The following is a 25,150-nucleotide window of genomic DNA, read 5'->3' on the forward strand; positions in this document are numbered from 1 at the left end:
GTTTTGGTGCAAAGAATCTCTTAAACTTAGACATACTGATATTATTACTCTAGAAAAGGTGTGTGATCAGTATGGAAAAGAAAAATTTGTTTAAATGGAAGCATTATCAGCCTGAACTGATCTTATTAACAGTAAGATGGTACCTGCGGTACAATTTGAGCTTTCGTAATCTGGTGGAAATGATGGAAGAACGAGGATTATCAATCGCTCACACAACAATTATGCGCTGGGTTCATCAATATGGACCTCAATTAGAAGAGAAAGTACGATATCATCTTAAATCAACAAATGACTCATGGAGAGTCGATGAAACTTATATTAAAGTAAAAGGACAATGGATGTATTTATATCGTGCTGTAGATTCCGAAGGGAACACTATTGATTTTTATCTAAGTAAATCAATAGATAAACAAGCAGCCAAGTGCTTTTTCAAGAAAGCCTTGGCTTTTTCGTACGTTTCTAAACCTCGCGTGATAACAGTAGATAAAAACCCTGCCTATCCTGTAGCGATTCAAGAGTTGAAAGAAGAGAAACGGTTCTGGTGCAAAAATCATTTGATAAAGACATAGAAACCTACATAGTGTGTTCAATGGCAGATTATGATGCAATTCCAAACAATTTATGTATGAACCTAACTTCATTTTGGGTAGACTTCACCCACAGGTGAAGTTGTCCTTTTTTCATCATATGCATGGTTTCAACGCCACTCAATATAGAAGTGGCTGTTTCATATGACTTGAATCCTAACATAGAACGCACACGTTTCTTAATGAAACGGTGATCCTGTTCCACTATATTATTGAGATATTTAACTTGTCTTATTTGTATGCCTTCAGGCATACGTTTCTCTTCTTTTAATTCTTGAATTGCTACAGGATAGGCTGGGTTCTTGTCTACTGTTATAACGCGAGGTTTACAAATATGAGAAGCAGCCAAGGCTTTCTTGAAAAAGCGCTTGGCTGCTTGTTTATCTCTTGATTTACTTAGATAAAAATCAATGGTATTTCCTTCTGAATCGACTGCGCGATATAAATACATCCATTGACCTTTTACTTTCACATACGTTTCATCGACTCTCCAGGAATCATTTGTTGTCTTAAGATGACGTCGTACTCTTTCATCTAATTCAGGTCCATATTGATGCACCCAACGCATAATGGTGGTGTGAGCAATAGACAAACCTCGTTCCTCCATCATTTCCACCAAATCACGAAAACTTAGGTTGTACCGTAGGTACCATCTTACCGTTAATAAGATAATATCAGGTTGATAGTGCTTCCATTTGAACAAATTTTCCTTTTTCATACCGATCACACACCTTTTTTAGAGTAATAGTATCAGTATGTCCAAGATTTAGAGATTATTTGCAATTTCCCTGAAGTTTTTGCACCAGAACCGCTTTAAATAATTTTCTTTTGTCGTTCTATCATCTTTATGACCTACTGCGGCTGCGATAAGATGTGGTGGTAACTCTTTGTAATCGTACAAGTACTGTACATAAAAGTGTCTAAAGAAGTGAGGCGTTATTCTAATATCTTTCGTAAACGATAGCTCCGTATCCTTTATAATCTTTGTAATGTACTGAGATAAATAATTTTCTCGATATGCTGTATGATTTTTAGTTTGAAAGATGGTACCACCATTTTTATTACCTATATTAATAGGAAGTCGTCGGCGTATACGAAAGGCAACAATACGATTAAAAATCTCCTTATTAATAGAAACAATTCTTTCACCATTACCCTTTGTATCTACAGTCAAGTAATACCGATCACGTATTGAATCAAATTCAAGGTTTTCCCACTTCGCATGAGCAACTTCCGCGACACGTAACCCCGTTGTCGCAAGAATAGATAATAAAGCATAATTAATCTCGTTATCCTGATAATAACGAAGTAACTGCTTTACTTCTTCATAGGATAAATCCCTCTTTGGTTTATGATGCTTGCCTACTGTGGTACTCAATACTTCTACATGAAGTGGCTCCTGAATATATCCGATTTCATATAGCCATTTTAAATAGGATCGAATTACACCTAGCTTTCTACTTATTGTGGATGGTTTGTATTTCTCCTTGGATTGATAGGAAACTGCCTCTTCTGACAACCACCTCTGATAGTTACGGATATGACGTTTTCGTAGATTCCTCCATACACGACCATCTTCATAATCTTTTACATCTTGCTGCAGATACTCTGTGCTTTGTTTAATAAAAAAATAGAATTGACTTAGATCACGTGCATATAAAACACGTGAATTATCCTTTATCCGTTTTTCCTTATCAAAATGAGTTTGTCGGTTTAAATAGTAGTACAGTATCTCCTCATCAGAAAAACCATCATACGTTTGTTTATCTTCTCGTTCATTGTTTTCTTTTCTTTGCTCCGCTTGTTTTAGAATATCTTCATTCCAAATTAATTATATTTGCGAATTCATGTTTTTGTTTTCCAATAATTTCTAAAGAACTATCCTTATGTAGTGTGTTTATTTCAAATTTCATCATATATCAACTCCTAAAGGAATTACACTCTATTATTATTATAACCTATATACATGTAAAACTAGTTTTATAAAGAAATTAAACTTTAATTATTAGTAAACACATAACAACAATAGAAAATCCCCCATTTTCTATTGTTATTATCCGTTTACTTTTATTCATTCTTATTTATTCGTTTTATACTATAATAAAAATGAATTTAATTATAAATTATATACCGTTATTAAATATTAACTTAAATAGTTTACTTTTTATTTATGTTATAATAAATAAAAAGTAAACTATTTTATAAATTATAACTTACATAATAATATTATTTCTTATATATATAAATGGAATATTAGGGGGAACATAAATGCTTAGTACATATGAAATAAATATGACCACGAATGAAGTAAAAGAGTACTTAGATATTAGTCACTTCACATTTAATAATTTAATGAAACAGGGACAACTAAATCCAATTAATAAGGATACATGGCGTTTAGATGGAAGTTTTTTATTTAAAAGGGAAGAGGTAGAGAAATTAAAAGGAGAACTTGAGGTAGAAGGAATTACTTTATATCAAGCAAGCAAAGAGTATCATATCAGTATGTATCAACTCGAAAAATGGATAGAAGAGGGAGAGTTAGCTTGTACTATACAGGAGCATCGTAATCGTAAAACAAAATTTGTAAAAGAAGATGACATCCGTGAATTAGTACAACAAATAGAGCGGAAAAATACGATCTATACATACTCACAAAAGCATAATGTAGTATTATTACAAAGGTTTATGAAAGGGAATACGTTAGCACGTATTATCTCGATTCCAAAACGTGGAGATATCATACTTCGTGACGAATTTGGGAATGACATGATATTAGGGGATGCAATAAAAGTAGGATATGAGCCTGCCTATGTTTTATCTGATCAACCGCGAAGTCATCATCAAAGATTTGTGAAATTCCGTTTCCCTAAATCTGACCAATTACGAAGTGATATTTTTCGATTTATTGATCTCATATTACAGTTTGTGTCTCCGAGAAACTTAAAAATATCAGTAGAAGATGAATTTTGGTATTTTGATATTCGTCAATCTCTAGTATCATTACCATCTGGAATGCAGACCGAATGGATGGATAGCTTAGCACCCTATATAATAGAAGGAAAACTGATACAACGTGTTAATAATAGTGTGTATTTAGATAGTAATACCGTAACAAAGCCGGTAACTCTCACAAGTAACGAGTATAAATCTATAACAAAAATTGTAGAGGAAACAAACAGTTCCATCGAAGAATTTATTAAAGATGCAATTCAAGATAGAATTAATCAGCACTTGCTTATTCAAAAATAAAAAAACGTTCCAAAAAGTAAAGGTTTTGGAACCATATTAATTAGGGATAATTACAATTGAATGTTGTAACTTTTTAGTGCTCCAAAAATTGATGCCAAAAGTGAGTTTAGAAATTTGATTCATATTTGTATAAGTTTGCATGTCCAGATTGTTTTTATGTACAATAAAGAAAAAGAAATAGCATTAGACAGAGAGAGGAAAAACCTGTGTCCAATCAAAAATTAGTAAATTTACGCATCGATTTTGCTTTTAAGCAATTATTTGGTACAAATGGTAGTGAGGATATTCTCATCGCGTTTTTAAATGCGATGCTACAAGATTCCTTAGAATCACCTATTGTTTCTTTACAGCTAGAAGATCCACATTTACATCGAGAACATGAAGAGGATAAGTTATCGATTTTAGATATTTCAGCTACATTAGATACAGGAACAAAAGTAAATGTAGAAATACAGCTCAATAATAATCACGATATGATCAAACGAAGTTTGTATTATTGGGGGAAGCTATTCACATCTCAATTGCAAAAGGGAATGCCATATAGTTCTCTTCATAAAACTATCACCATTAATCTGTTAAACTTTGTGATGTTTCCAGAATATGAAGCGTTTCATACAACAGGAATCCTGTGGAATAAGCAACAACAGAAGATATTGAGTGATGATATAGAAGTTCATATGGTTGAGATTCCGAAGTTAATGCAACAGTGGCGGAATGAACAAGTAAATCCCTGGGAAGATTCTTTTGTTCGTTGGTTATTATTACTTCCAGCGAATGAAGATGAACACTTAACTCAAACATTGGAGGACATTGCCATGAATCAAGATCCAATTTTACAAAAAGCAATGAATAAGTGGGAACGCATGAGCCAAGATTCTTCTTTCCGACAAGCCTATGAGGCAAGGGAAAAAGTGTTAATGGATGAAGCTGCAAAGGTTGCTCATGCTCGTAATGAGGGGAAGAAAGAAGGAATTCAAGAAGGAAAAATACAAATGATTAAAGGTATGCATGAACTAGGTGTACCACTCGAAACAATTGCTAAAGCAAGTAAATTAAGTATAAATGATATTGAACGTATTTTAGAGGAGAAATAAAATAAAAAAAGCACATGAAATGGGGATAACATGCGCAAGAAAATAGTAATTTAGGTAACTTAACCATAACATAAAAGCTCTGATTTATGGGGCTTTTTCTTTTTTCTCAATAAACAATATAGATAAATATATGGATTTAAAATAAAGTTTAATCGTTTATAACAAAGTTTAACCGTTTTGAAAAAAGAGTAACTGTTTATAAAAAAGATGCACCGTTTTATCCCTTTTGATTTACTTATCTATGGGGATATTTTTATTAAGAAAAGAAACAAAATATATAAATTGAATATAAAAACGTTTTGATTCTTTAAAAACATTCCATAATTTAGTATTGTTTATATATGGAATATTTTGTTTGTACGAAAGGGGTAACTTGATGTTTTTTCAAAAATATAAGGGTTTGATTCTCGGGATAGTTGGTGCTGTTATTTTGGCATTCGTTTAAAAACTGAGTGAATAAAAAATGGTGGGTACTTTTATGAATGTTCATTTTGAAGAACTGAAGAAAAAGGCATAGGTGAATTAGAAGAAACAGAGTATGTTATTAAATAAAACCATATTCCCTATGTATATTCAAAAAATACGATACCCTCAGGCGCATTTTAAGGCAATTAATTATAATTTTGTGTATTAAGCCTAAGCCCTTTTAAAATTGTAAATTTCGTTCAACTAAAAAAGTCGATTATCCTTTAGCGTACGAAATTCGCGAAATGTTGGTGCTACCCCATGAAGTGTGTGAAGCATTACATTTAAACAAGTTATCACTAATGTTATAATTTATCTATTTCAATACATTTAAAACTACTCATAAGTAGGATTATACGAATTAAGGACTGTTAAGAAATATATATTTAATGGAGAGAGTTACAATGAATAATGCAATATTGAATGATTTGATTTTATCTGTAAATAGTAAGAATCTTCATGTTCTGAATGTAGTTGTTAGGAAAAATGGAAATATAATTGCAAAACATGATTTTGAAGAAGAAAAGCCTGCTCTTTTATATTCAGTAAGCAAAACATTTACATCAATGGCAGTCGGTATTGCCATTAGAGAGGGTTACTTTAAAATTAATGACCATGTTATAGATTTTTTCTCAGATATACAACATGCCCCAATGAATGAATACCTAAAAGAGATGACTATTCATGATTTGCTTTGCATGGGAACTGGACATGCAGAATGCCCAGTTATGAAGGCTGATTGGAGTAGTGGTCAGGAATGGGATATTTCACAATTATTCTTTGATGAACCGATTGTATTTAAACCAGGTACTCATTTTATATATAACAATGCCGCAACCTATATGCTTTCCAAAATAATAAGTATTACTACAGGAAGTAACTTGGATGAATACTTAGATAGAAGAATATTTAAACATTTAGACATACCAAAACCTAAATGGGATACATGTCCAAAAGGAATTCCACAGGGATTCTCAGGTTTATATTTAACAGCAGAACAATTATCCAGATTCGGGCAATTAATTCTCGATAAAGGTGTCTGGAAAGGTAAGCAACTGATTCCTTCAAGTTACATTGAACAAGCAACATCTGTCCAAATAAAGACCAACGATTTTAATCCTTATTTTGCTACGGCAGACCATCATCAAGGATACGGCTATCAAATATGGATGAACTCTTGCTCTAATTCATATCGTATGGATGGTTTATATGGTCAATATGTTGTAATGCTGCCAGATAAAAATGCAGTTATAACATATATTTCAAATGAACCACAAAATATGGTGGGTGTTCTTGAACTTACATGGGAGACATTAATCGATAAACTATAATCTTATCGAGGATTATGTGTTGTTATGTTAATACGCATTCTTCTTATTATATGTAACAAAGATAACATGTCACTACAAAAAGGAAGGAGGAAATACGGTGAAAATGCATCTTCAAGAAAGTTTATATGTTGAGTTGAAAAATGCAATTCGTTGTCATTATAACGAACTTATAACTAGGTGCGGTGTTGACACAATATATGGGTACTCCATATTAACAGACGATTGTGTCAATAGCATTGGACCAGTGGCTAATAAAGAAAGACTGATCAAAGTTAATAAATCGGACCCTTTATACAATTATTATAGATATGGAGCTGTTGAGTGGAGCGAATGGGACGATTTCGGAATATTTGATGAAGTGAACAAAATTATTAAGAAATATCATGAAACCGTCGAAGATGACTTTAATATGCGAGTAAATACACTGTTGAAAGAATCGTTAAATGTGTTAATGGAACTTGAATCAGAAGGATTGTTTGGAGACAGAAATGATAATCGATTTATTGTCATTTGTGTAACTGATTCATCGAACGAAATCATGATTGAATCAGCTCGATTGCTTAATACATTAAAGATATACGAAGAATATGCTTCAGAATTTGCATAAGAATGAATATAAGTAAAACTGCTCTCTATAAGAGGCGGTTTTCTTTTGTTCGAAAGTCAACAATTAATATTAACAGAACCTATTAAGGGGTACAGCCCCACATGCCCATCAAGCTAAGGTTTTGAAGTACCCCCTAAATGAAAATTTTCTTTCTCTATAGTTAGTTATTTTGAGAAGTCAGCTCATTTTTTCATTTTAGGGGTGTTTACTTTTCTTAAGTTGATGGATATGGGGTAATTCTGAATTCTTAAGTTGATGGCAATGTGGCGGTACCCCAATTAGGGGTCACTACACCATTCTGTGCACTAATAAAAAGGCTAACTTAACGATTTATTTTCAGAAAATTATTACATTTATTTGTATTTACATGTATTATAAACGTGAATGATCTGGGTTATATTCCCATTTTGTTCACGTGCATATCATTTGACATTTATATATTGAGAGGAGAGAAAAACATGAAAAAATTAAAAAAGTTAGTAGCGACATTAGGGATAACGGCAGCATTAGCAACTGGCTTCACGGTAGCAACACCCGCACAAAAAGCATCTGCCGCAGAAACATGGAATTACTTTTATTGGGATACAGGCAGTAGTGGATCAGAGCGTACCATTACAAATGTAATTGGAGGATCAAATATTTCCGTATACGCAGGAGACTATTGGGATAAAGTAAATATTAACAGTGGTGCAGTTCAAGGTGGATGGCAGGATGCTAGTATGCTAAGGATCACACTTTGTCAAGTTGGTGGGTCTTGTACTACCAGATATGGGAGCGACTCCGGAGTCTGGACCAATGTAAAAAGAGGTGACTATAAAATTTTTATGTATGACTCTTGGGCTAATTATTCCTTTAATGGAAGAGGAAGTTATAGAGTTTATTAAGCTCTCTGATTATGAATATAAGAAAGCGAATTTTCTTCTTAATAGGAACTCTTTATTAAATAAAAAGCAAAAGAAAGAAGCTGTCATGTTTGTGTCAGCTTCTTTCCTTCAATCCTTAAAAAATAATTGAAGATTCCCCGCATATTAATTAAATTCAGTAAATAGGGGTCACCATACATGCCTACCTCCCGAAAAGGTTGCTTTTTTCTTAGAATGTATAGAAAGAATACCGTTTTTTTGTACTTAGAGGTAGTGAAAATTCTTAAGTTGATGGGCATGTATGATGCCCCTATAAAGGGTTCTGTTGCAAAGTTTCCGAAGACATAAAGAGATGGGGAATATTGCGGACCAGTTTTATGAAACTATTAATAATTCATGTAATGCGTTATACGTCGAAAAAACGAAGTTTGGTTGAAGACTTCGCTTTTGCTTGTATATGGCATGAATAGTTTCTATACCTTTAATAGTACGTGAGGCATGGCGAAGACTTTGAAAGCCTGAGGAACGGGAAAATCGACGTTTCACATGTCGATGATCTTGCTCGATGATATTATTGAGGTACTTTATTGTACGATGAAAGGTATTTTTGTAAAGACCTATCTCCTTTAATTTTTTGAATGCGGAAGCTAAAGAAGGAGCCTTATCTGTCGTCAGAACCGTTGGTTCTCCAAAAGTTCGAGCGAGTCTTTTCATAAAAGCATATGCTGCTTGTTTGTCTCGTTTTTGACGAAGTTGAATATCAAGTGTTTGTCCCTCTTTATCAATTGCTCGATATAAATAACACCATTTTCCTTTGACTTTTATATAGGTTTCATCCAGTTTCCAAGATAAGTGTACGTTCTTCTTTTTCTTCTTCCATATTTGATAGATCAAGTTACCATATTCATGAACCCAGCGCATGATGGTTGTAGGATGAACTGAAACACCACGTTCTTTTAAGATTTCAGATACATCACGATAGCTTAAAGAAAAACGACAGTAATAGCCAACGGCTATTAAAATAATATCTTGTTTGAACTGCTTTCCTTTAAAATATCCCATCTATGATTCTCCTCACTCTATTTTGCAAAAGTTTAGCTTATTTTTAAAAACTTTGCAACAGAACCCAGTAGAAGAATGCAAAACCTCCAGCTACAAATAAAGCAGCTAAAATGAATGTTATTAGAGGTATTTTATTTTTCATATTTTTTCCTCCAATGATTTAATCTTAAGCTAATTTAGTTAACATAAACATGCGTTAACGGAAGTTAATTATATTTTTCTACGTACTAAATAAAAAGCTAACGATCCCATAATAACAGGCGCGACGAAATAAAAAAAACTTGAAAAAGAAAAAGTAAAAGTAAAAAGAAATAGTGTAAGTGTATAGATAGCTGATAGTCCTATAAATACAGGAATTCCAAATTGTAATTCTCTACATCGTTTGATTTTCCTGTATAAGACTTCCCCAATTAGACAAGCTATAAGAGCTGGTATACTACCATAAATGACGATCATTTTAATGAATCCAAATAAAACGGTCGGGTGAATATAGCTAGGATTAAAAGTATATGAAATCAAGAACCATCCGAAAATAAAAGCAAATAGACTTGCAGCATAACTAATTACAAATTTTATCAACGTAATCACCCTCACAATTTCCTAATATTATCTTCATTGTATCATTATATAAGATAGATAAAATATGAAATAAATGTAGTATACATGTGAGTTTGACATAACGTCCTATTATCGGGATTCAATGTATTTAGAAGGCTATTAAAAGTCCTCCAGATTGTTTAACAGGAGGAATTTCGTGTTCACATAATTATCGAAAGCGGAAATCAATGTATCTTGTTTATTTAACATTAGCACCCGTTTGTTTCACAAACAAAGACCATTTAATTTAAAAACTTATAAAAAATGGTTCCAATCACTACTACACAACTAGCTCTTTAATGGTGTTAAGTATTCCTTCTGAATAAGAACCTACGGTTAAACGTCCATGTCCATTTTTTGCCTCACTTGTAGCATTCTCAAGTAAATAACCGAATTTTACAGCCTGTAACATTTTTAAGTCATTACCACTATCACCGAAGGCAATTGCATTTTGTCGGTCTATCTTAAATTTTGCTAATATATATCTCACAATCTCGTCTTTTCCAGTCCCTAAAGGGATAAAATCAATATCATATGCATTCTCTGGGTCTCCAGCCAAAGGATTACATTGATTGATGTTTATACTAATTTTAAAATCACTAGCAACTTGTCTAATATGGTTAAGGTTTAATTGATCGTCCTCTTTATTCTTGCAGAAATAGTAGTAATTGCTTTTGTATTTTGATGCACCCATCTGTGATTGGCTATCTAAAGCAATATTTTTAGAAGCTAACAAATCAACTATCTCTTTTATTTTATCGGGATGGTAATTGTCATTATCAAACCTGCTAAGCCATTCTTCATCAATTTCACCTTGTTTTAACTTGTTGAAATAATGAATTTCTGTTCCCAAATCACTTGCAATAAAATGAGGAAGATACTGAAATCCACCCCTCTTCATTTTTTCAAGAACAGCCTCAATATCACTACCCGTTACCAAGCCAAAAAGTAAACCAGAAACTCTACTTTTTTCTACGATAGTCTGTTCTAATGCTTGTATTTGACTTTTTCGTTCGGCGGTTAATTGGTGAGGAAAGTACGTTTCATCAAAATCACTAAATACAATGTATTTAGGATTTGGTATTTCTGGTAAAGTTCTAAAAAGATTGTAGTCCATAGAGTAACCTCCATAAATTCTTCTCTCATTCACCTTCATCTTACCACAAATATCCAATTACTTGTATAACTAAACTGCCAGTTAATTGAACAAGAAACAATGTATACCATATACATGCTCGGTTAACATAACGCCACATTATTAGCAGCAAGGACAAGGTGGAATATTTGTTATCTCGGGTGCAATTGATTTATATTATTTTACAAAAGAGGAACCAGAAAAAACGACATCTATGTAGATGTCGTTTTTTTTGTGGATTTTAAATATGAAAATTATCAAGTATATTGTCTTTAAATGTGTGACATGGATTCTTTAATAAATTTATAAAGCTTTTCGTCTATGTCTATACCATGTTGAAGTGCATTATTAGGATTTTCTGCATGAAAACGTTCAGCGGCTTTTATAATCTCAGGGTCACCGTCAGTAAACTTGTTAGTTAATTCCTTCCAACGCTTGGCCAATTTTATTACTTCTGGATGATTGGATGGGGTTTTCTTTTCTAATTCAGTACGAATTTTAGCAATTAGCTCAAACCATTGATCTTCGATTTCTTTTTTTTCTTCTGAACTAAATTGCTCGTTTTGTATTTTTATCTTTTCTAATTGTTCATGTGTAAAGTATTTTTCACTCATATTGATCACCTCTATTAATTTAATAAAATTTTCGGGTTGAACCTCTTGTTGATTTGAAAGAAGTTCGTACATGCCTTCTAACCGACTGTACAATTTTTGTTGTATCTCTATTTGTTTTTTAGTTGTTTCTAGTTGAACTTTAATTATTTCAATTGGGTTAAAATCAGGGTTTTCAATCGTTTCTTTAATTTCTTCTAGGGTAAATCCTAATTGCTTGAGCGAAAGGATTTGTTGTAATTTAGCAATATCTGTTTCGGTATAAATTCTATGTCTAGAATCTGTAACTTCAGATGGAGAAAATAAGCCTATTTGGTCATAATGGTGAAGTGTACGTACCGTTAAGCCTGTTTGCTTTGCTAATTCTCCAACTTTCCATTTTTTATTTATGATCATCCCCTCATTTCGTACGATTAATTATTACCGGTAATTTCACTATACAACCTAACGTGACGTTAGGTTCAAGCTTATTTTGATATACAGAAAAATCTAATTTTTTGTGATTTAATTGAAGGGATCTTAAGTTGGGGTGTTGACGGTAAAACGCGGATTTTATACGCTAATGCATTTTTTAACAATAAAATTTTATTTTTGTTACTATAAAAACCAATTAGCCCCTCTTCCGAGGGGCTAGTTGACGTAAAATTCGAAAGCGGAAGTTAAAAGTTTTTAGTTTCTTGCTCAATTAAAGCCACCCGTTAGTTAAACAACAGAAGGTTTCTTAGTCAAGAACCGCTCCAATCGTATTACGGTATTAAATTACCTATCATAAGGTTCGAGCTTCAAAATAAATTCTTCAACATCCTTGCCTCTTGCGTTGGAAAAACCCTTATCTTTAGAGATGATTTTAAACCTGCATTTTTCCAATACCCTAATGGAGGCGAGGTTATCTTTAGCGGCACGAGCATAGAGCGGGCGTACCTTAATATACTCCAGAAACTCTGACAACGCTTTAGTTGCAATACCATGACCCCAATATTCCTTCCCAATCCAGTAGCTTACTTCGGGTTCGCCGAACTGTTCAAAGTTCGAGACGTGTCCAGTGACAATGCCATTGAATAATATAGTCTTAATTGTGATAGTCTCGTCAGCAATATTTTTTTTCCAATGGTCAAAAAATGCGTCCTTATCAGTGGGGTCTTTAGCTGTAAAGGCAGCCATATAGTTCGCCGTTGAATCTAGTTGTTGTTCGAAAAAGATAGGAAGATCTTCCTCTGTGATATCTCGTAGCTTCACTTCGCTTTTGCTAATGGATTCCATATAATTCACAAGCTCCTTAACATATTTTTGAATATTAATTCTTCCAAATTTAGAGGAATTCCTTCTTCAACTAACCTGCCCTTTAGTTGAAGAAGGAACAATGCATATTGTATACATGTTCAGTTAACATAACCCGTCATTATCGGTAGCAAACCGAAAAAAAATGGAATCGTTAGATAAAAAGGCCTGATATTGCAAACAGGTCTTTTTTATATGAGCTATATAATATCTGATATACTAAAAGAAAAAATTAGGATGATAAGGGTATGCCAACAAAGGAATTCCAAGACACAGTACAGCATTTTGCTTCTTTCTTACTAGATAAAGGAAGAAAACCTTCCACAATTAAACGGTATGTTTATGATATTGAAGATTTTGGTCAATGGTTGCAAAAATCTACAAAACTCCCTACATGCAATATATGGACGACACTTGGTAAAAAGGATTATGAAGCGTATTTTTACGATTTAAAGAAGAAACGACAGTACTCTGACAAAACAATGCATCGTGTTTATATTGTCTTAAATAGACTGTATCAGTATTTAAAACTGCCAAATCCGTTAGAGGGCATGCAACTTAGTATTCAACCGAACCGTGCGTTACGTGATGAAGATTTTATTACAAAGGAGGAAGAGAAAACTTTAAAGTCCATTTTAAGTTCATTAGAAGGATTAACAGAAAAACAGCGTTCTGTTCGTCCATTACTTATGGATCGTAACATTTCAATTGTGCATTTGCTCATTCATAATGGATTATCCTTACAAGAACTTGTCGGTTTACAGATGAAGTACATCCATTTTGAAAACAATACGATCTCAGTACCAGGAATAGTGGGTATAGAAAGAACGATTTTTTTAACTGAAGACGATAAAAAGCGCTTATTTAACTATTACAAAACCATTCCTGAACCTGTTCGTCCAAGATACCATAGCAATGATCCATTGTTCGTAGCCTTTGATTTTACTCGGAAAACTTATCATTGGTCATATGAAAATGATGCGCCAAAAGCCCTAACAGAGATTGCTGTTCAAAAGATGATTCGACTTGAAGTTGCTCGAGCAAATTTACGTAAAGGGATTTCAGCGCAACACTTACGGAACACGTTCATTTTACGACTTATTGAGCATCATGTTTCAGAGGAAGAAATTATAAAACAAGTAGGCTTTAAATCTAAACTTTCGTTAAAAAGATATTATGATTACATCAATCAAAAATAACGGAGGAAGACAACGTGGAAAGAAATGAGAAACAGGAAATACAGTACATAAGAGTGTACACATTAAGGGATAAAAGTACAAAATCCATTAAAGTTGCGTCCTGGCGAACTTTTAAAGATGAAATGAGAGTTCTAGGTATAAAGGAATCAGATATTTTTCAAATTCAGTTAATAAAAAAGTAATAAGAGAAAAATGAAGGGAGTATGTTGCAATGAATAAAGGAGATGCTATTTTACGGTTACTTATGGAAATGAAGTTTGAAATAAAAGAAGTAAAAGAACAAATGGAACAGATGCAAAAATCTCTGGAAAACATAGAGAAACAAAGCCTAACTAAACAAAGTGAAACCTCTTCGACTGTTTCTAAAGGAAATCGTGATTGGAAATATCCCTCTAAAATGAAATGAAATTGATAACAGTTTCAATACAAATTAAGGAGTACGGTATTGGTCTGTACATTGATTTGTCGCATCTGTAAAAATTAGGTGAAGGTTTTTTGTTTGCTTTGGAGAATACCTAATCCAATCTGAAAATAGAAGTTAGATTGATTGCACTTGTATTATGTTTTTTATAATCTACGCTCAGATACGACTCAAATATATAACAAGGAATCACTGGAAAGGAGATTGGGATGAAAAAAGGAAAAGGATTATTGTTACCTCTTTTTTTAGGCCTCACCATACACGTCCATCAACTTAATTATTTTATAACAGCCCCAAAACGAAATTATTTTTCTTTTGGGATTACAAATCTTTTAATTGATAAAACCGGGTACCGCTCACAAAAAAGCCGTTCTCTCCTAAACTATGGAGAGCGGCTTTTTAACTTACCATTTATTAACAATTACACTAATTAAAGTTGTAAAGGTAATTCTTCTAATGACCTCATTAGATAGCTTTCTTTCCATTTCACTTGCTCTCTTTCACCTTGAATCTGTAAATTTGGCATACGGCGTAATAATGTAGAAATTGCGATTTTTGATTCTAAACGAGCAAGTGATGCTCCAAGACAAAAGTGACTACCATAACCAAATGCAATATGACGATTATTTTTTCTTGTAACATCAAAAACATCAGCGTTTGAAAAAATTTTTTCATCACGGTTAGAAGATGCTAGTGAAATAATAATCCTATCTTTTGATTGAATATCTTGGCCATGCATTGTAAACGGTTCTGCTGTCCAACGTATAGTAGTTAATTCAACAGGGCTGTAAAATCGTAACGCTTCTTCAATAGCTGAATCGATTAAATCAGGGTTTTGAAGAAGCTTTTGTAATTGAACTGGATGCTCTAACAATGCTAGTGTCATATTGGCAATTAGGTTTACAGTTGTTTCATGTCCAGCAACAATAAGCAACGTAATTGTCGAGTATAACTCTGATGCATTTAATTTTATTCCTTCACTTTCCGCTTGTATTAGTGCACTGATTAAATCGTCTGTAGGATTTTTTCTTTTTTTATAAACTAAATACTGTATATATTCAGTGAATTCTTCTAATTTTTGATTATTTTTTTGCACATCTTCTAGTCGAAGTGGAGTATCAATGATCGCCTGTGACCAAATTCTAAATTTATGCTGATCTTCAAGAGGAATTCCTAACATTTCACTAATTACCATAATGGGTAAGGGAAAGGCATAATCGTTTACAAGATTTATTGAATGAGTGTGTTCAACTTTATTTAATAGAGCATCAGCGATATGTTGAATTCGACATTCAAGTTGCAAAATCATCTGAGGAGTAAATGCTTTTTGAACAAGTGACCGTAGACGGTGATGGTCGGGGGGATCTGAGTTTAACATATGATTTCTTAAAAGCTCCCTATTTTCTAGCGAAAAAGGAACTTTAACGTCCTCTTTTTTACTAAATACATTCTCAAAATTTTTCATTAATCTTGCATCTTTTAATAAAGCCATAGCATCTTCATATCTCGTAATAAGCCACCCTTGTCCTTGTTCGCATAGAGATAAAGGATAAACAGGTTGAAAGGCACGTAGTTCTTTGTAAATATCGTATGCTTTCTGTTTAAACATTGGAGAAGCTAATTGTGTTTCTGCCAAGAGACTAAAATTTAGTTCGTTTTTTGAAATCATCAATATAACCTCCATTTTTACAGACTTATTGGGTAACTCAACTCTTAATTTGCATTATAACCCATTTAAATTCAATAACGTAAAGAATATTCAGATAAAATATTACTTTACTTGGTAAAATAAACAGAAAAATTCTGAGATATTTACTCCGTTTAGTCATTTGAATATCACTTATAAGGGGTCCCGCCCCACATCGCTATCAAGCTAAGGTTTTAATATACCCCCTAAATAAAAATTTTGGTTCTGGTGCAAAGATAAAATAAAATAGACTATAGCTCATATATTTCTAGGGGAATTCTATTTTATGCTGTAAGCCCAAACAATCGATGGATGAATTCTTTCTGGTTTTGGACAGACTGATCCCGTAAATCAATCTGTTCTTTTTTAATCATATGCATAGCCTCCACTCCTGCAAGAATGGATGTAGCTGTGCCAAAAGACTTGAACCCTAACATAGAATGAACACGTTTTTTAATAAAACGATGATCTTGTTCCACTATGTTATTGAGATATCTAACTTGCCTTAGCTCTATGCCTTCAGGCATATGCTTTTCTTCTTTCAACGCTCGAATTGCTACAGGATAAGCGGGGTTCTTATCTACTGTTATCACGCGAAGTTTAGAAACATACGAAAAAGCCAAGGATTTCTTAAAAAAGCGCTTGGCTGCTTGTTTATCTCTTGATTTACTAAGATAAAAATCAATGGTGTTCCCTTCGGAATCTACAGCACGATATAAATACATCCATTGCCCTTTTACTTTGATATAGGTTTCACCAACTCTCCATGAGTCATTTGTTGATTTAAGATGATATCGTACTTTCTCTTCTAATTGAGGCCCATATTGATGAACCCAACGCATAATGGTTGTGTGAGCGATTGATACTCCTCGTTCTTCCATCATTTCCACCAAGTTACGAAAGCTTAAATTGTACCGCAGGTACCATCTTACTGTTAATAAGATTAGTTCAGGCTGATAGTGTTTCCACTTGAATAAGTTTTGCTTTTCCATACTAATCACGTCCTTTTTTAAAGTACTAGTATCAGTATGTCCAAGTTTCGAAGATTCGTTACATGAGCCATATAGTTTTTGCACCAGAACCAAGCAACTGGGGTACAATGAAACTACTTTAATTAGGAAAATGAAAAAACGTGACTTATGGAAAGGATTTAGTAGAGAACAAATAAAAGAAAATGCTCGGAAGAGATGGGATAATTTATGTGAGCAAGCTGTGGTTCTACGCAGAGAACAAAGATTAAACTACTGGAAGATATCATTACAGTTATGTTGCGATTCAACCATGTTAGGAAAAGAGCTAAAGAAACGTGGACTGTATCGTAAATTTCACAAGGATATCAAACAAGATGATTATATATAAAAAGCTTTGCGAGATTTCCCGCAAAGCTTTTGTAATACCATGTAATTATAATAATAATTTTCGTATTTCTTCCGTAGTAAGACTTGTGAATTTTGCAATATCTTCTAACGGCATACCATTCTTATGCATACCACGGATTAATTGGATTTTTCCTTCTTCAATTCCTTCTTTTCTTCCTGTTTGAATCCCTTCCTCTAATCCTTCTTCACGAGCGTGTGCCAACTTGGCTTGTTCATCTAAAAGTAACTTTTCACGAGCTTCATAAGCTGTTCGGAATGAGGAGTCATGGCTCATATTTTCCCATTTATTCATTGCTTTTTGTAAAATTGGATCTTGATTCATCGCAATCTCCTCCAATGTTTGAGTTAAATGTTCATCTTCATGTGCTGGTAGCAATAACATCCAGCGAACAAATACATTTTCCCATGGATTTACTTTTTCTTCATGCCATTGTTTGACCAATTTTGGAATTTCAACAAAATGGATTTCAATATCATCACTTAGTATCTGCTGTTTTTTGCTATTCCATAATTGTCCTATGGTATGAAATGAATCATCCTGGGAGAATAATATAAAATCTAATAAGTTAATGGTAATTGTTTTCCGAAGTGAACTCTATACATCCCCTCTTGCATTTGGGATGTATAGAGTTCACTCCAGTAATATAAAGATCGCTTCACCATATCATGTGTATTGCGAAGTTGTATCTCTATATTCACTTGCGTTCCGTTGTCTAATGTTGCTAATAAGTCTAATATGGATAACTTGTCATCTTCATAAGATTTATGAAGATGTGGATCTTCGAGTTGTAGAGATGCAATAGGTGCATCTAAAGATTCTTCTAGGATAGCGTTTAGAAATCCAGTTAAAATTTCTTCGTTTCCCTTCGTTCCGAATAACTGTTTAAAAGCGAAATCAATCCGTAAATTTACTAATTTTGTGGACATGGGTTTCCTCTCCCTGTCTTTCTGTTCTTCTTATTATTTTATAATGTAATTCTTTATATAAGCAAATACTACTTTTACCATTGTAGCTCCAATTCATCACAGTACACATCTAACTCTGTAAAACAGTTTTGTAAATCCGCTTCAAAATCAATTTCACGAATTATGCTATCTACCTTTTTTTCTAAATCTGAAATTGTGTTGTAAGGAACATAGAATATATATTCTCCTGAACGTTGTTCCATATTATATTGTGATATAAGGAAGGATTCGATATTCTTTCGAACTTTCCCCTTTCCTCGTACAAATTTATTATTATTTTCTACACGTAACAACATACGAATAGTGGCTGTTTGTTCTTTAGTTTGTTCGCCTTTTTCGGTTTGCTTATTTTTTCGTAAATATCGATAGAGTGTAGCTTGACTAATACCTGTCATGTTTACAATTTCTTGGATGCTATATTCTTTAGAATCATATAACTTCAATGCTCTCTGAATGAAACTATCCTTAACGCGAGGGCGTCCACCTACTCTTCCCCTTGCTCTTGCACTTTCAAGCCCTTCGTGAGTACGTTGAGCAATTAAGTCTCTTTCAAACTGGCTGAATGCTTGAAATACAGTTAACATCAATTTCCCTTGAGGTGTATTAGTATCAAACTGTTCTTTAATACTAATTAGCTTAACTCCCTTATTCTCAAAAAAATCAACAAGTTCAATTAAATCTTTGGTACTTCTTCCTAATCTAGAAAAGCTTTCAACAACTAATGTATCACCTGGTCTAATTTTATCTTTTAATCGAGTAAGCTCTGGACGATCACTTTTCGTACCTGTTATTTTTTCAGTTAAAATTTCAGTACAGTTATAATTTTGAAGCATGTCTAGTTGACGAATCAAATCTTGTTGTTGGGTACTTACCCTTGCATAACCATAAATGTATGAATTCATAAAATCACCTACCCTTTACATGATAATTTTATCACAAAGGGTGGTTAAAGTTAATTTGATTTTGATAATAGTTTTGATAGCGTAGTTAAGCGATTTATAGGGCTCGAATTTTGTTTGTTTTATAGTTATCAAAAACCATCGTTTTTGGAACGATTTTTTTAGCTACCCCTTGAATGTTTACTTCTTTCATTAGCCTCGATGAAATAATTGAAAATTCTTATAATGTAATATATACTTTTATTATCTAGAGAAAAGGGAGATAAGCCTATGTTAACGAGCATTGCAGTAGATGTTTTAAAAAAACTAAAGGAACAAAAAAACGTCGCAAGGGTACAGTAAAATAACCCTTACTGCATACCCCTGCGTATTAATTGGGGGATATTAATTTGATTAAGCAATATAGTAAAAGATTTTTAATAGGTAATAAAGTCACTCTACGAAAAATAACAAAAGAGGATTACGGAAACTACTATAACATTGAAGATGTAATGGAGAGCCGGTTATTAATGAATGATGGAATACCATTTCCTCCTACTGAGAGTGACCATGAAAAATTTCTTAATGAAATAAGTTCTGATAAAGAAGATTACATGTTTGGTATTGAACTTAAAGATGAAAAAATCTTTATTGGGACAATAGCTGTTTACTTAGTGAACTGGAAAAATGGTACTTGTCACGTTGGCGTTTCAATAGGTCCTGAATATCAAGGGAAAGGTTATGGAACTGATTCAATGCAAATACTGGTTGACTTTATTTTCAATTATATGAATGTAAATAAAGTCAAGCTCCAAGTGTTTAGTTACAACAAAAGAGCTATCGCTTCTTATGAAAAATGCGGATTTTCCGTAGAAGGGACTTTAAAAGAAGAATTATTTAGATTCGGTAGTTACCATGACATTCATATTATGGGGTTACTTAGAAAAGATTGGGAAAACGAGAAAGCTTAAATGATACTTCAAAAGGCAGACCAGTAAAATGGTTTGCCTTTTATATATTTTATCAAACGAACACTTTAATAAAACAAGATAAGGAACTCCTAATTATCTTCTTTGATACGATAGAATTGCTTGTTCCACGACTTGTGTTTTTAGGAATCAAGCTCGATTGTACCTTAACGTACGAAATTCGCGTTTTGTTGGTGCTACCCCATCGCCATCAAGTTAAGAAATACATTATTCCCCGAAACAAAAAAATATATATTTAGAACGTACTACAACTTCTGTTTGGCTACTAAAGTATCTAAACAGACAAGGTCAACGCCAACTCAGAAACTAGGTTTAACCGATAAACAATTTACTTTAAACGATATTCTATACTTTAAATAAGCTGGACAATCATCCTATTTTAAAAAGGATGATTTTTTTTAGAGGTTCCTGTGGAATTTTATGTTAAACTTAATATAAAGATTATGAAAATTCAATCTTCAACAAACGGGCAGGATTATTGAACAAGTTTTATGAACTTTAGTGGTAGCATCATTAGTGAAATGCTTTATAACAACTAATTAAGGAGGGATAGAATATGAGAAATAACTTTCAAATCGTTGCGTTACAAGAGAAGGAGTTTAATAACCTATTTCTAATGAATGAAGAAGTATTAAAAAGTATCGGGGCAGTCAAAATAATAGCAAATAAAAATCCTGGATATCCTTGCAGGATAAGTTTGAAGGATGCAGAGGTAGGAGAAGAGGTAATCTTACTGAATTACCAATATCATAGTGTTAATTCGCCTTATAAAGCAAGTGGTCCTATATTTATACGAAAGGGAGCAACTACCGCTAAGCTAGATGTAAATGAAATTCCGCATATGTTACATCATAGGTATCTATCTGTACGCGGCTACAATGCTGACTCAATGATTGTAGAAGCAAGGGTTACAGAAGGTGTAAATTTAAGAGAAAATATAGATGAAATTTTTGATAATAAAGAAGTAGAATATATTCACATTCTTAACGCTAAACCAGGATGCTATAACTGCCTTGTTAATAGAGTGTGAAAAAATTGGAAATGCAAACTTCTATTATCCTATAAGGGGTAACACCAAATCGCTATCAAGCTAATAGAACAAAATCTCCCCTAAAATGAAAAAATACGCTATTCTTTCTGTAGAATCATAGGAAAGGATGGCGTTTTTGTATGTCTATTTCTGTATCCGATGAATTACAACTATTTGCTCAAGAGATTCAAAGCTGTTTATCTCCAAATATCTTACGAGATCTTGCTAGAGATGTTGGTTTTGTACAACGAACTAGTAAGTATCAAGCGATGGATTTAGTCGCTTTATGTGTATGGATGAGTCAAAATGTCGCTGCGACTTCTTTAACTCAGTTATCTAGCTGTTTAGAAGTATCAACAGAAGTACTCATCAGTCCTGAGGGACTGAATCAACGATTTAATAAAGCGGCTGTCCAATTCTTACAACACATACTAGCTGAACTACTAAACCAAAAATTGGCCTCATCTATGCTCATTTCTTCTCCATATACTTCTGTTTTCAAGCGTATCCGTATTTTAGATTCAACTGCATTTCAAATCCCAGATCCCTTTTCATTCGTTTATCCGGGTGCAGGAGGATGCAGCCATACAGCGGGAGTGAAGATTCAGCTTGAGTATGATTTATTAAGTGGACAATTCCTTCATATTCATACAGGTCCAGGTAAACAACATGATCGAACCTACGGTTCCCTGTGTGTCCCAACTGTAACAGCGAATGATTTATGTATCCGAGATTTAGGCTATTTTCATTTAAAAGATCTTCAACATATACAAGATAAAAAGGCTTACTATATCTCACGTATCAAATCGAATACACGTATTTATCAAAAAAATCCTAACCCTGATTATTTTCAAGATGGCAGAATCAAGAAAGGTACAGAGTATATCCAGATAGATATGGAGGTTTTAATGAACTCTCTTCAACCAGGACAAACATGTGAAATATCCAACGCTTATGTAGGAATGAATGATAAAATCCCAACTCGTGTGATTGTTCATCGGCTAACAAAAGAACAACAACAAAAACGATTACAAGATCAAACTGTAAGAGAAAAAAAGAAAGGAATAAAGTATTCCGCTCGTAGTAAACGACTTAGCCGTATCAATGTATATATGACAAATACTCCTACAGATATTGTCCCAATGGGACAAGTACATGATTGGTATTCTCTACGTTGGCAAATCGGCGTGTCCAGATAAGGACACATTATCTAGTTGGTGAAAGTCCAATCGGGAGAATAGACTCCACTCCCGTAGCCTGAGAGGCACCATGAAGTGAAAGCGACATGGCGAAGCCCTCTGACATCACATGCAAAAGGCATGTGGGCAAATCTCCAGGTTGTAACGTACAGTGAACGTAGACGTAGCCTCGTTACACGCAATTCCGGTGGCTGAGACGGTCGATAACGTGCGAAAGCAGCAAGAACTGACCGAAACGAGTCTGGAACGGCAGTTCTCACCGGCGGGGTATCAGCGGCGACATGGAGAGAAAGATAATGTGGAAACTGGAGAAGCCCTCGACACCCGATGAAGAAACCTCATCGAGGAGACCGTCTCTATAACCGCGATCGGGAAGTGAGAACGGTAGGTGTCAGGGTGGCGGAACGGATCGTAGTACCAGAGATCTGCGTGCAGCAAAACGCGCGGGGAGGGAAGGGTCCGAACCTGTAAATATTTCGTACGACCAAAGGAGGCAAGGGTGCCATGACAAAAACACCTATTACTTTGCAGGAACTAAGGCGACGAATCTATCAAAAGGCGAAGTCTGAACCTACGCATCGGTTTTGGGGACTATTTTCCCACATTACCAAACTAACAACCCTCCATGAAGCATATCAGCATGCGAGGAAAAACGGCGGTGCCCCAGGTATCGACGGTCAAAGTTTCGCTGATATAGAAATAGAGGGAGTTATACCGTTTTTAAAGAACATCCAAGCAGAACTGCAGGCTGGAACATATCAACCACAAGCTAATCGTAAAGTAGAAATCCCAAAAGCAAACGGCAAAATGCGGACACTGCAAATCCCATGTATACGGGACCGTGTGGTCCAAGGAGCGCTAAAACTCATATTGGAAGCTATCTTTGAGGCTGATTTCTGCCCAAATTCCTACGGATTCCGACCAAAACGCTCCCCGCATCAAGCGCTGGCAGAAGTGCGACGCAGTGTACTGCGTCGTATGACCACAGTCATTGATGTTGATTTGTCACGTTACTTTGATACAATTCGGCATAACATCCTACTGAGGAAAATCGCAAATCGTGTCCAAGACCACCAAGTTATGCGCCTAGTAAAACAGGTGGTAAAAGCCGCAGGAAAGATTGGAGTCCCGCAAGGGGGACCGTTCTCGCCACTAGCGGCAAACATCTACTTGAATGAGGTAGATTGGACATTTGATACCATTCGGCGTAAAACGACGGAAGGCAACTATGAAGCTGTGAACTATCACCGATTTGCCGATGATATGGTTATCACCGTAAGTGGGCACTCCAGTAAACGGGGGTGGGCTGAACTGGCACTGCGACGACTGCAGGAACAATTGGAGCCTTTGGGAGTTGAACTGAATCTTGAGAAAACTCGGATGGTCGATGTCTTACAGGAAGAGTCTTTTGCCTTTCTGGGATTTGATTTCAGGCGAGTACTGAACCGAAATAAGACCCGACACTTCATATGCATGACCCCAAAGAAGAAAGCCCGTACGGCAGTGAAAGCAAGGATCCGCGAACTCATTCAAAACGGAGGAGCCAAACCAGCACAAGACTTAGTAAAACAAATCAATGCCGTACTAACAGGATGGGTGAACTACTTTCGAGTTGGAAACTCCAGCGGAGCATTTAGCGAAGTGCGTGACTATACGGAGATGAAAATCCGTACACTGCTGACAAGAAGGAAACGGCGACGAAAGCGTAGTATCGGATGGCAGAGATGGAGTAATGAATATCTCTATGGTGTACTGGGGCTCTACTGGGACTGGAAAGTCCATTCCCTTAAAAGCGCAGAGGGATACCGATGAAAGTGTCTGCGATTTGATAGGTCTCATAACCCTTTTGATGAAGTTTATGGGGTGAGCTGCTTGAGGGAAAACCTCACGAGCAGTTCTTATGGGGAGGGGTTGGAAACGGGTCATAACTGATACCGCGCCAGTTCTTTACCCGACAGATTTTATTTAAAACGTGGAAATCATTCTTTCATATTCATCATTGTAAAAAGATAAAACGAGAACGATTGGAATGCCATTTGTATGGGCAATTGATTGCCATTCTACTCTGTTCTTCTACCATGTTTCAAATGCGTCAATTACTTCTTATGAAAAAGAAACGAGAACTGAGTGAATATAAGGCCATATATATGATTAAAGATTACTTTCTTCTTCTTTTCCAAGCTATACAGAAAGACACCCAAGAGCTATCAAAGATTCTAATTCGCCTGTTCAACCTCTTACAGCAAAACGGGAGAAAATCTCATCGATATGAGAAGAAAACAGTCTTTGATATATTAGGTGTCGTTTACAATTGTACCATGTCTGATAATCAAACGGCTTAATTCAAAAAAATGAAACCCATTAGGGCTTATTTCGCATGCAAATCTTTAAATTCCCTACACGTGGTCTTTAGAAAAAAGAAGCAACCCCTACTATGATTGACGTTGTATGAGCTTAGCTTGATAGCGATGTGGCGGGACCCCATTTACAATAAAGATTTTATTTTTGTCCATTATGGGT

20 protein-coding genes and 5 pseudogenes are annotated in these 25,150 nt (G+C 34.5%); 14 read left to right on the forward strand and 11 right to left on the reverse strand.

Annotated features, from left to right (window positions below):
* Positions 1-71: 71 nt before the first annotated feature.
* A pseudogene (locus NSQ40_RS28110) lies at positions 72-533 on the forward strand (IS6 family transposase); the annotation flags it as partial.
* Positions 534-597: 64 nt separating this feature from the next.
* Here the strand turns inward: NSQ40_RS28110 and NSQ40_RS28115 are convergent.
* Positions 598-1,305: an IS6 family transposase gene (locus NSQ40_RS28115; protein WP_327807549.1), complete on the reverse strand. Its 708-nt coding sequence runs from the start codon at positions 1,303-1,305 to the stop codon at positions 598-600.
* Positions 1,306-1,353: 48 nt separating this feature from the next.
* A pseudogene (locus NSQ40_RS28120) lies at positions 1,354-2,500 on the reverse strand (tyrosine-type recombinase/integrase).
* A 355-nt stretch (positions 2,501-2,855) separates the two neighbouring features.
* On the opposite strand from NSQ40_RS28120, the gene NSQ40_RS28125 reads away from it, so the two are divergent.
* The 5 genes from NSQ40_RS28125 (at position 2,856) to NSQ40_RS28145 (ending at position 8,220) form a co-directional block, all read left to right on the forward strand.
* Positions 2,856-3,839, forward strand: coding sequence for a DNA-binding protein (locus tag NSQ40_RS28125; protein ID WP_258248738.1), 984 nt, complete (start codon positions 2,856-2,858; stop codon positions 3,837-3,839).
* Between the two features lie 206 nt (positions 3,840-4,045).
* On the forward strand, positions 4,046-4,933 hold the full coding sequence (locus NSQ40_RS28130; protein ID WP_003209727.1) for an Rpn family recombination-promoting nuclease/putative transposase: 888 nt from the start codon (positions 4,046-4,048) through the stop codon (positions 4,931-4,933).
* Positions 4,934-5,802: 869 nt separating this feature from the next.
* Positions 5,803-6,729, forward strand: a complete 927-nt coding sequence (locus NSQ40_RS28135; protein WP_033798475.1) for a serine hydrolase domain-containing protein — start codon at positions 5,803-5,805, stop codon at positions 6,727-6,729.
* A gap of 97 nt (positions 6,730-6,826) precedes the next feature.
* Positions 6,827-7,336, forward strand: a complete 510-nt coding sequence (locus NSQ40_RS28140; protein WP_033796720.1) for a DUF4303 domain-containing protein — start codon at positions 6,827-6,829, stop codon at positions 7,334-7,336.
* A 458-nt stretch (positions 7,337-7,794) separates the two neighbouring features.
* Complete coding sequence (locus tag NSQ40_RS28145; protein WP_033796721.1) at positions 7,795-8,220, forward strand: hypothetical protein; 426 nt, start codon at positions 7,795-7,797, stop codon at positions 8,218-8,220.
* Between the two features lie 354 nt (positions 8,221-8,574).
* Here NSQ40_RS28145 and NSQ40_RS28150 read toward each other — a convergent pair whose 3' ends face one another.
* The 5 genes from NSQ40_RS28150 to NSQ40_RS28170 all read right to left on the reverse strand — a co-directional run bounded on the left by NSQ40_RS28150 (position 8,575) and on the right by NSQ40_RS28170 (position 12,864).
* The gene (locus NSQ40_RS28150; RefSeq protein ID WP_309460535.1) at positions 8,575-9,261 is read right to left on the reverse strand and encodes an IS6 family transposase; all 687 of its coding nucleotides are present in this window, start codon (positions 9,259-9,261) and stop codon (positions 8,575-8,577) included.
* 210 nt (positions 9,262-9,471) lie between these two features.
* A complete protein-coding gene (locus NSQ40_RS28155) occupies positions 9,472-9,849 on the reverse strand; it encodes a hypothetical protein (RefSeq protein ID WP_371391948.1) in 378 nt (125 codons plus the stop codon).
* A 289-nt stretch (positions 9,850-10,138) separates the two neighbouring features.
* A complete protein-coding gene (locus NSQ40_RS28160; protein ID WP_098159411.1) occupies positions 10,139-10,975 on the reverse strand; it encodes an HAD-IIB family hydrolase in 837 nt (278 codons plus the stop codon).
* A 290-nt stretch (positions 10,976-11,265) separates the two neighbouring features.
* A complete protein-coding gene (locus NSQ40_RS28165) occupies positions 11,266-12,000 on the reverse strand; it encodes a MerR family transcriptional regulator (protein ID WP_003209863.1) in 735 nt (244 codons plus the stop codon).
* 363 nt (positions 12,001-12,363) lie between these two features.
* Positions 12,364-12,864 (reverse strand): GNAT family N-acetyltransferase, encoded by a 501-nt coding sequence (locus NSQ40_RS28170; protein WP_003204114.1) that lies wholly within the window; start codon positions 12,862-12,864, stop codon positions 12,364-12,366.
* A 266-nt stretch (positions 12,865-13,130) separates the two neighbouring features.
* Between NSQ40_RS28170 and NSQ40_RS28175 the strand changes: the two genes are divergently transcribed.
* Positions 13,131-14,081: a tyrosine-type recombinase/integrase gene (locus NSQ40_RS28175; protein ID WP_097787385.1), complete on the forward strand. Its 951-nt coding sequence runs from the start codon at positions 13,131-13,133 to the stop codon at positions 14,079-14,081.
* Positions 14,082-14,292: 211 nt separating this feature from the next.
* The gene (locus NSQ40_RS28180) at positions 14,293-14,487 is read left to right on the forward strand and encodes a hypothetical protein (RefSeq protein WP_003205237.1); all 195 of its coding nucleotides are present in this window, start codon (positions 14,293-14,295) and stop codon (positions 14,485-14,487) included.
* A 445-nt stretch (positions 14,488-14,932) separates the two neighbouring features.
* On the opposite strand, the gene NSQ40_RS28185 is transcribed toward NSQ40_RS28180, so the two are convergent.
* Positions 14,933-16,171, reverse strand: a complete 1,239-nt coding sequence (locus tag NSQ40_RS28185; protein ID WP_033796716.1) for a cytochrome P450 family protein — start codon at positions 16,169-16,171, stop codon at positions 14,933-14,935.
* A gap of 302 nt (positions 16,172-16,473) precedes the next feature.
* Complete coding sequence (locus tag NSQ40_RS28190) at positions 16,474-17,181, reverse strand: IS6 family transposase (protein ID WP_097787386.1); 708 nt, start codon at positions 17,179-17,181, stop codon at positions 16,474-16,476.
* 130 nt (positions 17,182-17,311) lie between these two features.
* Between NSQ40_RS28190 and NSQ40_RS28195 the strand changes: the two genes are divergently transcribed.
* The gene (locus NSQ40_RS28195) at positions 17,312-17,548 is read left to right on the forward strand and encodes a hypothetical protein (RefSeq protein WP_097787387.1); all 237 of its coding nucleotides are present in this window, start codon (positions 17,312-17,314) and stop codon (positions 17,546-17,548) included.
* 45 nt (positions 17,549-17,593) lie between these two features.
* Here NSQ40_RS28195 and NSQ40_RS28200 read toward each other — a convergent pair.
* Both NSQ40_RS28200 and NSQ40_RS28205 read right to left on the reverse strand, forming a co-directional pair.
* Positions 17,594-18,495, reverse strand: a pseudogene (locus tag NSQ40_RS28200) (Rpn family recombination-promoting nuclease/putative transposase).
* 74 nt (positions 18,496-18,569) lie between these two features.
* A complete protein-coding gene (locus NSQ40_RS28205) occupies positions 18,570-19,436 on the reverse strand; it encodes a recombinase family protein (protein WP_080547287.1) in 867 nt (288 codons plus the stop codon).
* A 386-nt stretch (positions 19,437-19,822) separates the two neighbouring features.
* Here NSQ40_RS28205 and NSQ40_RS28210 point away from each other — a divergent pair, with 386 nt between their 5' ends.
* The 5 genes and pseudogenes from NSQ40_RS28210 to NSQ40_RS28230 all read left to right on the forward strand — a co-directional run.
* Positions 19,823-20,383 (forward strand): GNAT family N-acetyltransferase, encoded by a 561-nt coding sequence (locus NSQ40_RS28210; RefSeq protein WP_080547288.1) that lies wholly within the window; start codon positions 19,823-19,825, stop codon positions 20,381-20,383.
* 574 nt (positions 20,384-20,957) lie between these two features.
* Positions 20,958-21,431, forward strand: coding sequence for a DUF1203 domain-containing protein (locus tag NSQ40_RS28215; RefSeq protein WP_001245414.1), 474 nt, complete (start codon positions 20,958-20,960; stop codon positions 21,429-21,431).
* A gap of 140 nt (positions 21,432-21,571) precedes the next feature.
* Positions 21,572-22,621: pseudogene (locus NSQ40_RS28220) on the forward strand (IS4 family transposase); the annotation flags it as partial.
* A 513-nt stretch (positions 22,622-23,134) separates the two neighbouring features.
* Positions 23,135-24,442, forward strand: coding sequence for a group II intron reverse transcriptase/maturase (ltrA, locus tag NSQ40_RS28225; RefSeq protein WP_098159124.1), 1,308 nt, complete (start codon positions 23,135-23,137; stop codon positions 24,440-24,442).
* Between the two features lie 143 nt (positions 24,443-24,585).
* Positions 24,586-24,972 (forward strand): annotated as a pseudogene (locus NSQ40_RS28230) (IS4 family transposase); the annotation flags it as partial.
* Between the last annotated feature and the right edge of the window lie 178 nt (positions 24,973-25,150).

This window comes from Bacillus sp. FSL K6-6038 (assembly GCF_038050455.1).
Lineage (GTDB): Bacteria > Bacillota > Bacilli > Bacillales > Bacillaceae_G > Bacillus_A > Bacillus_A pseudomycoides.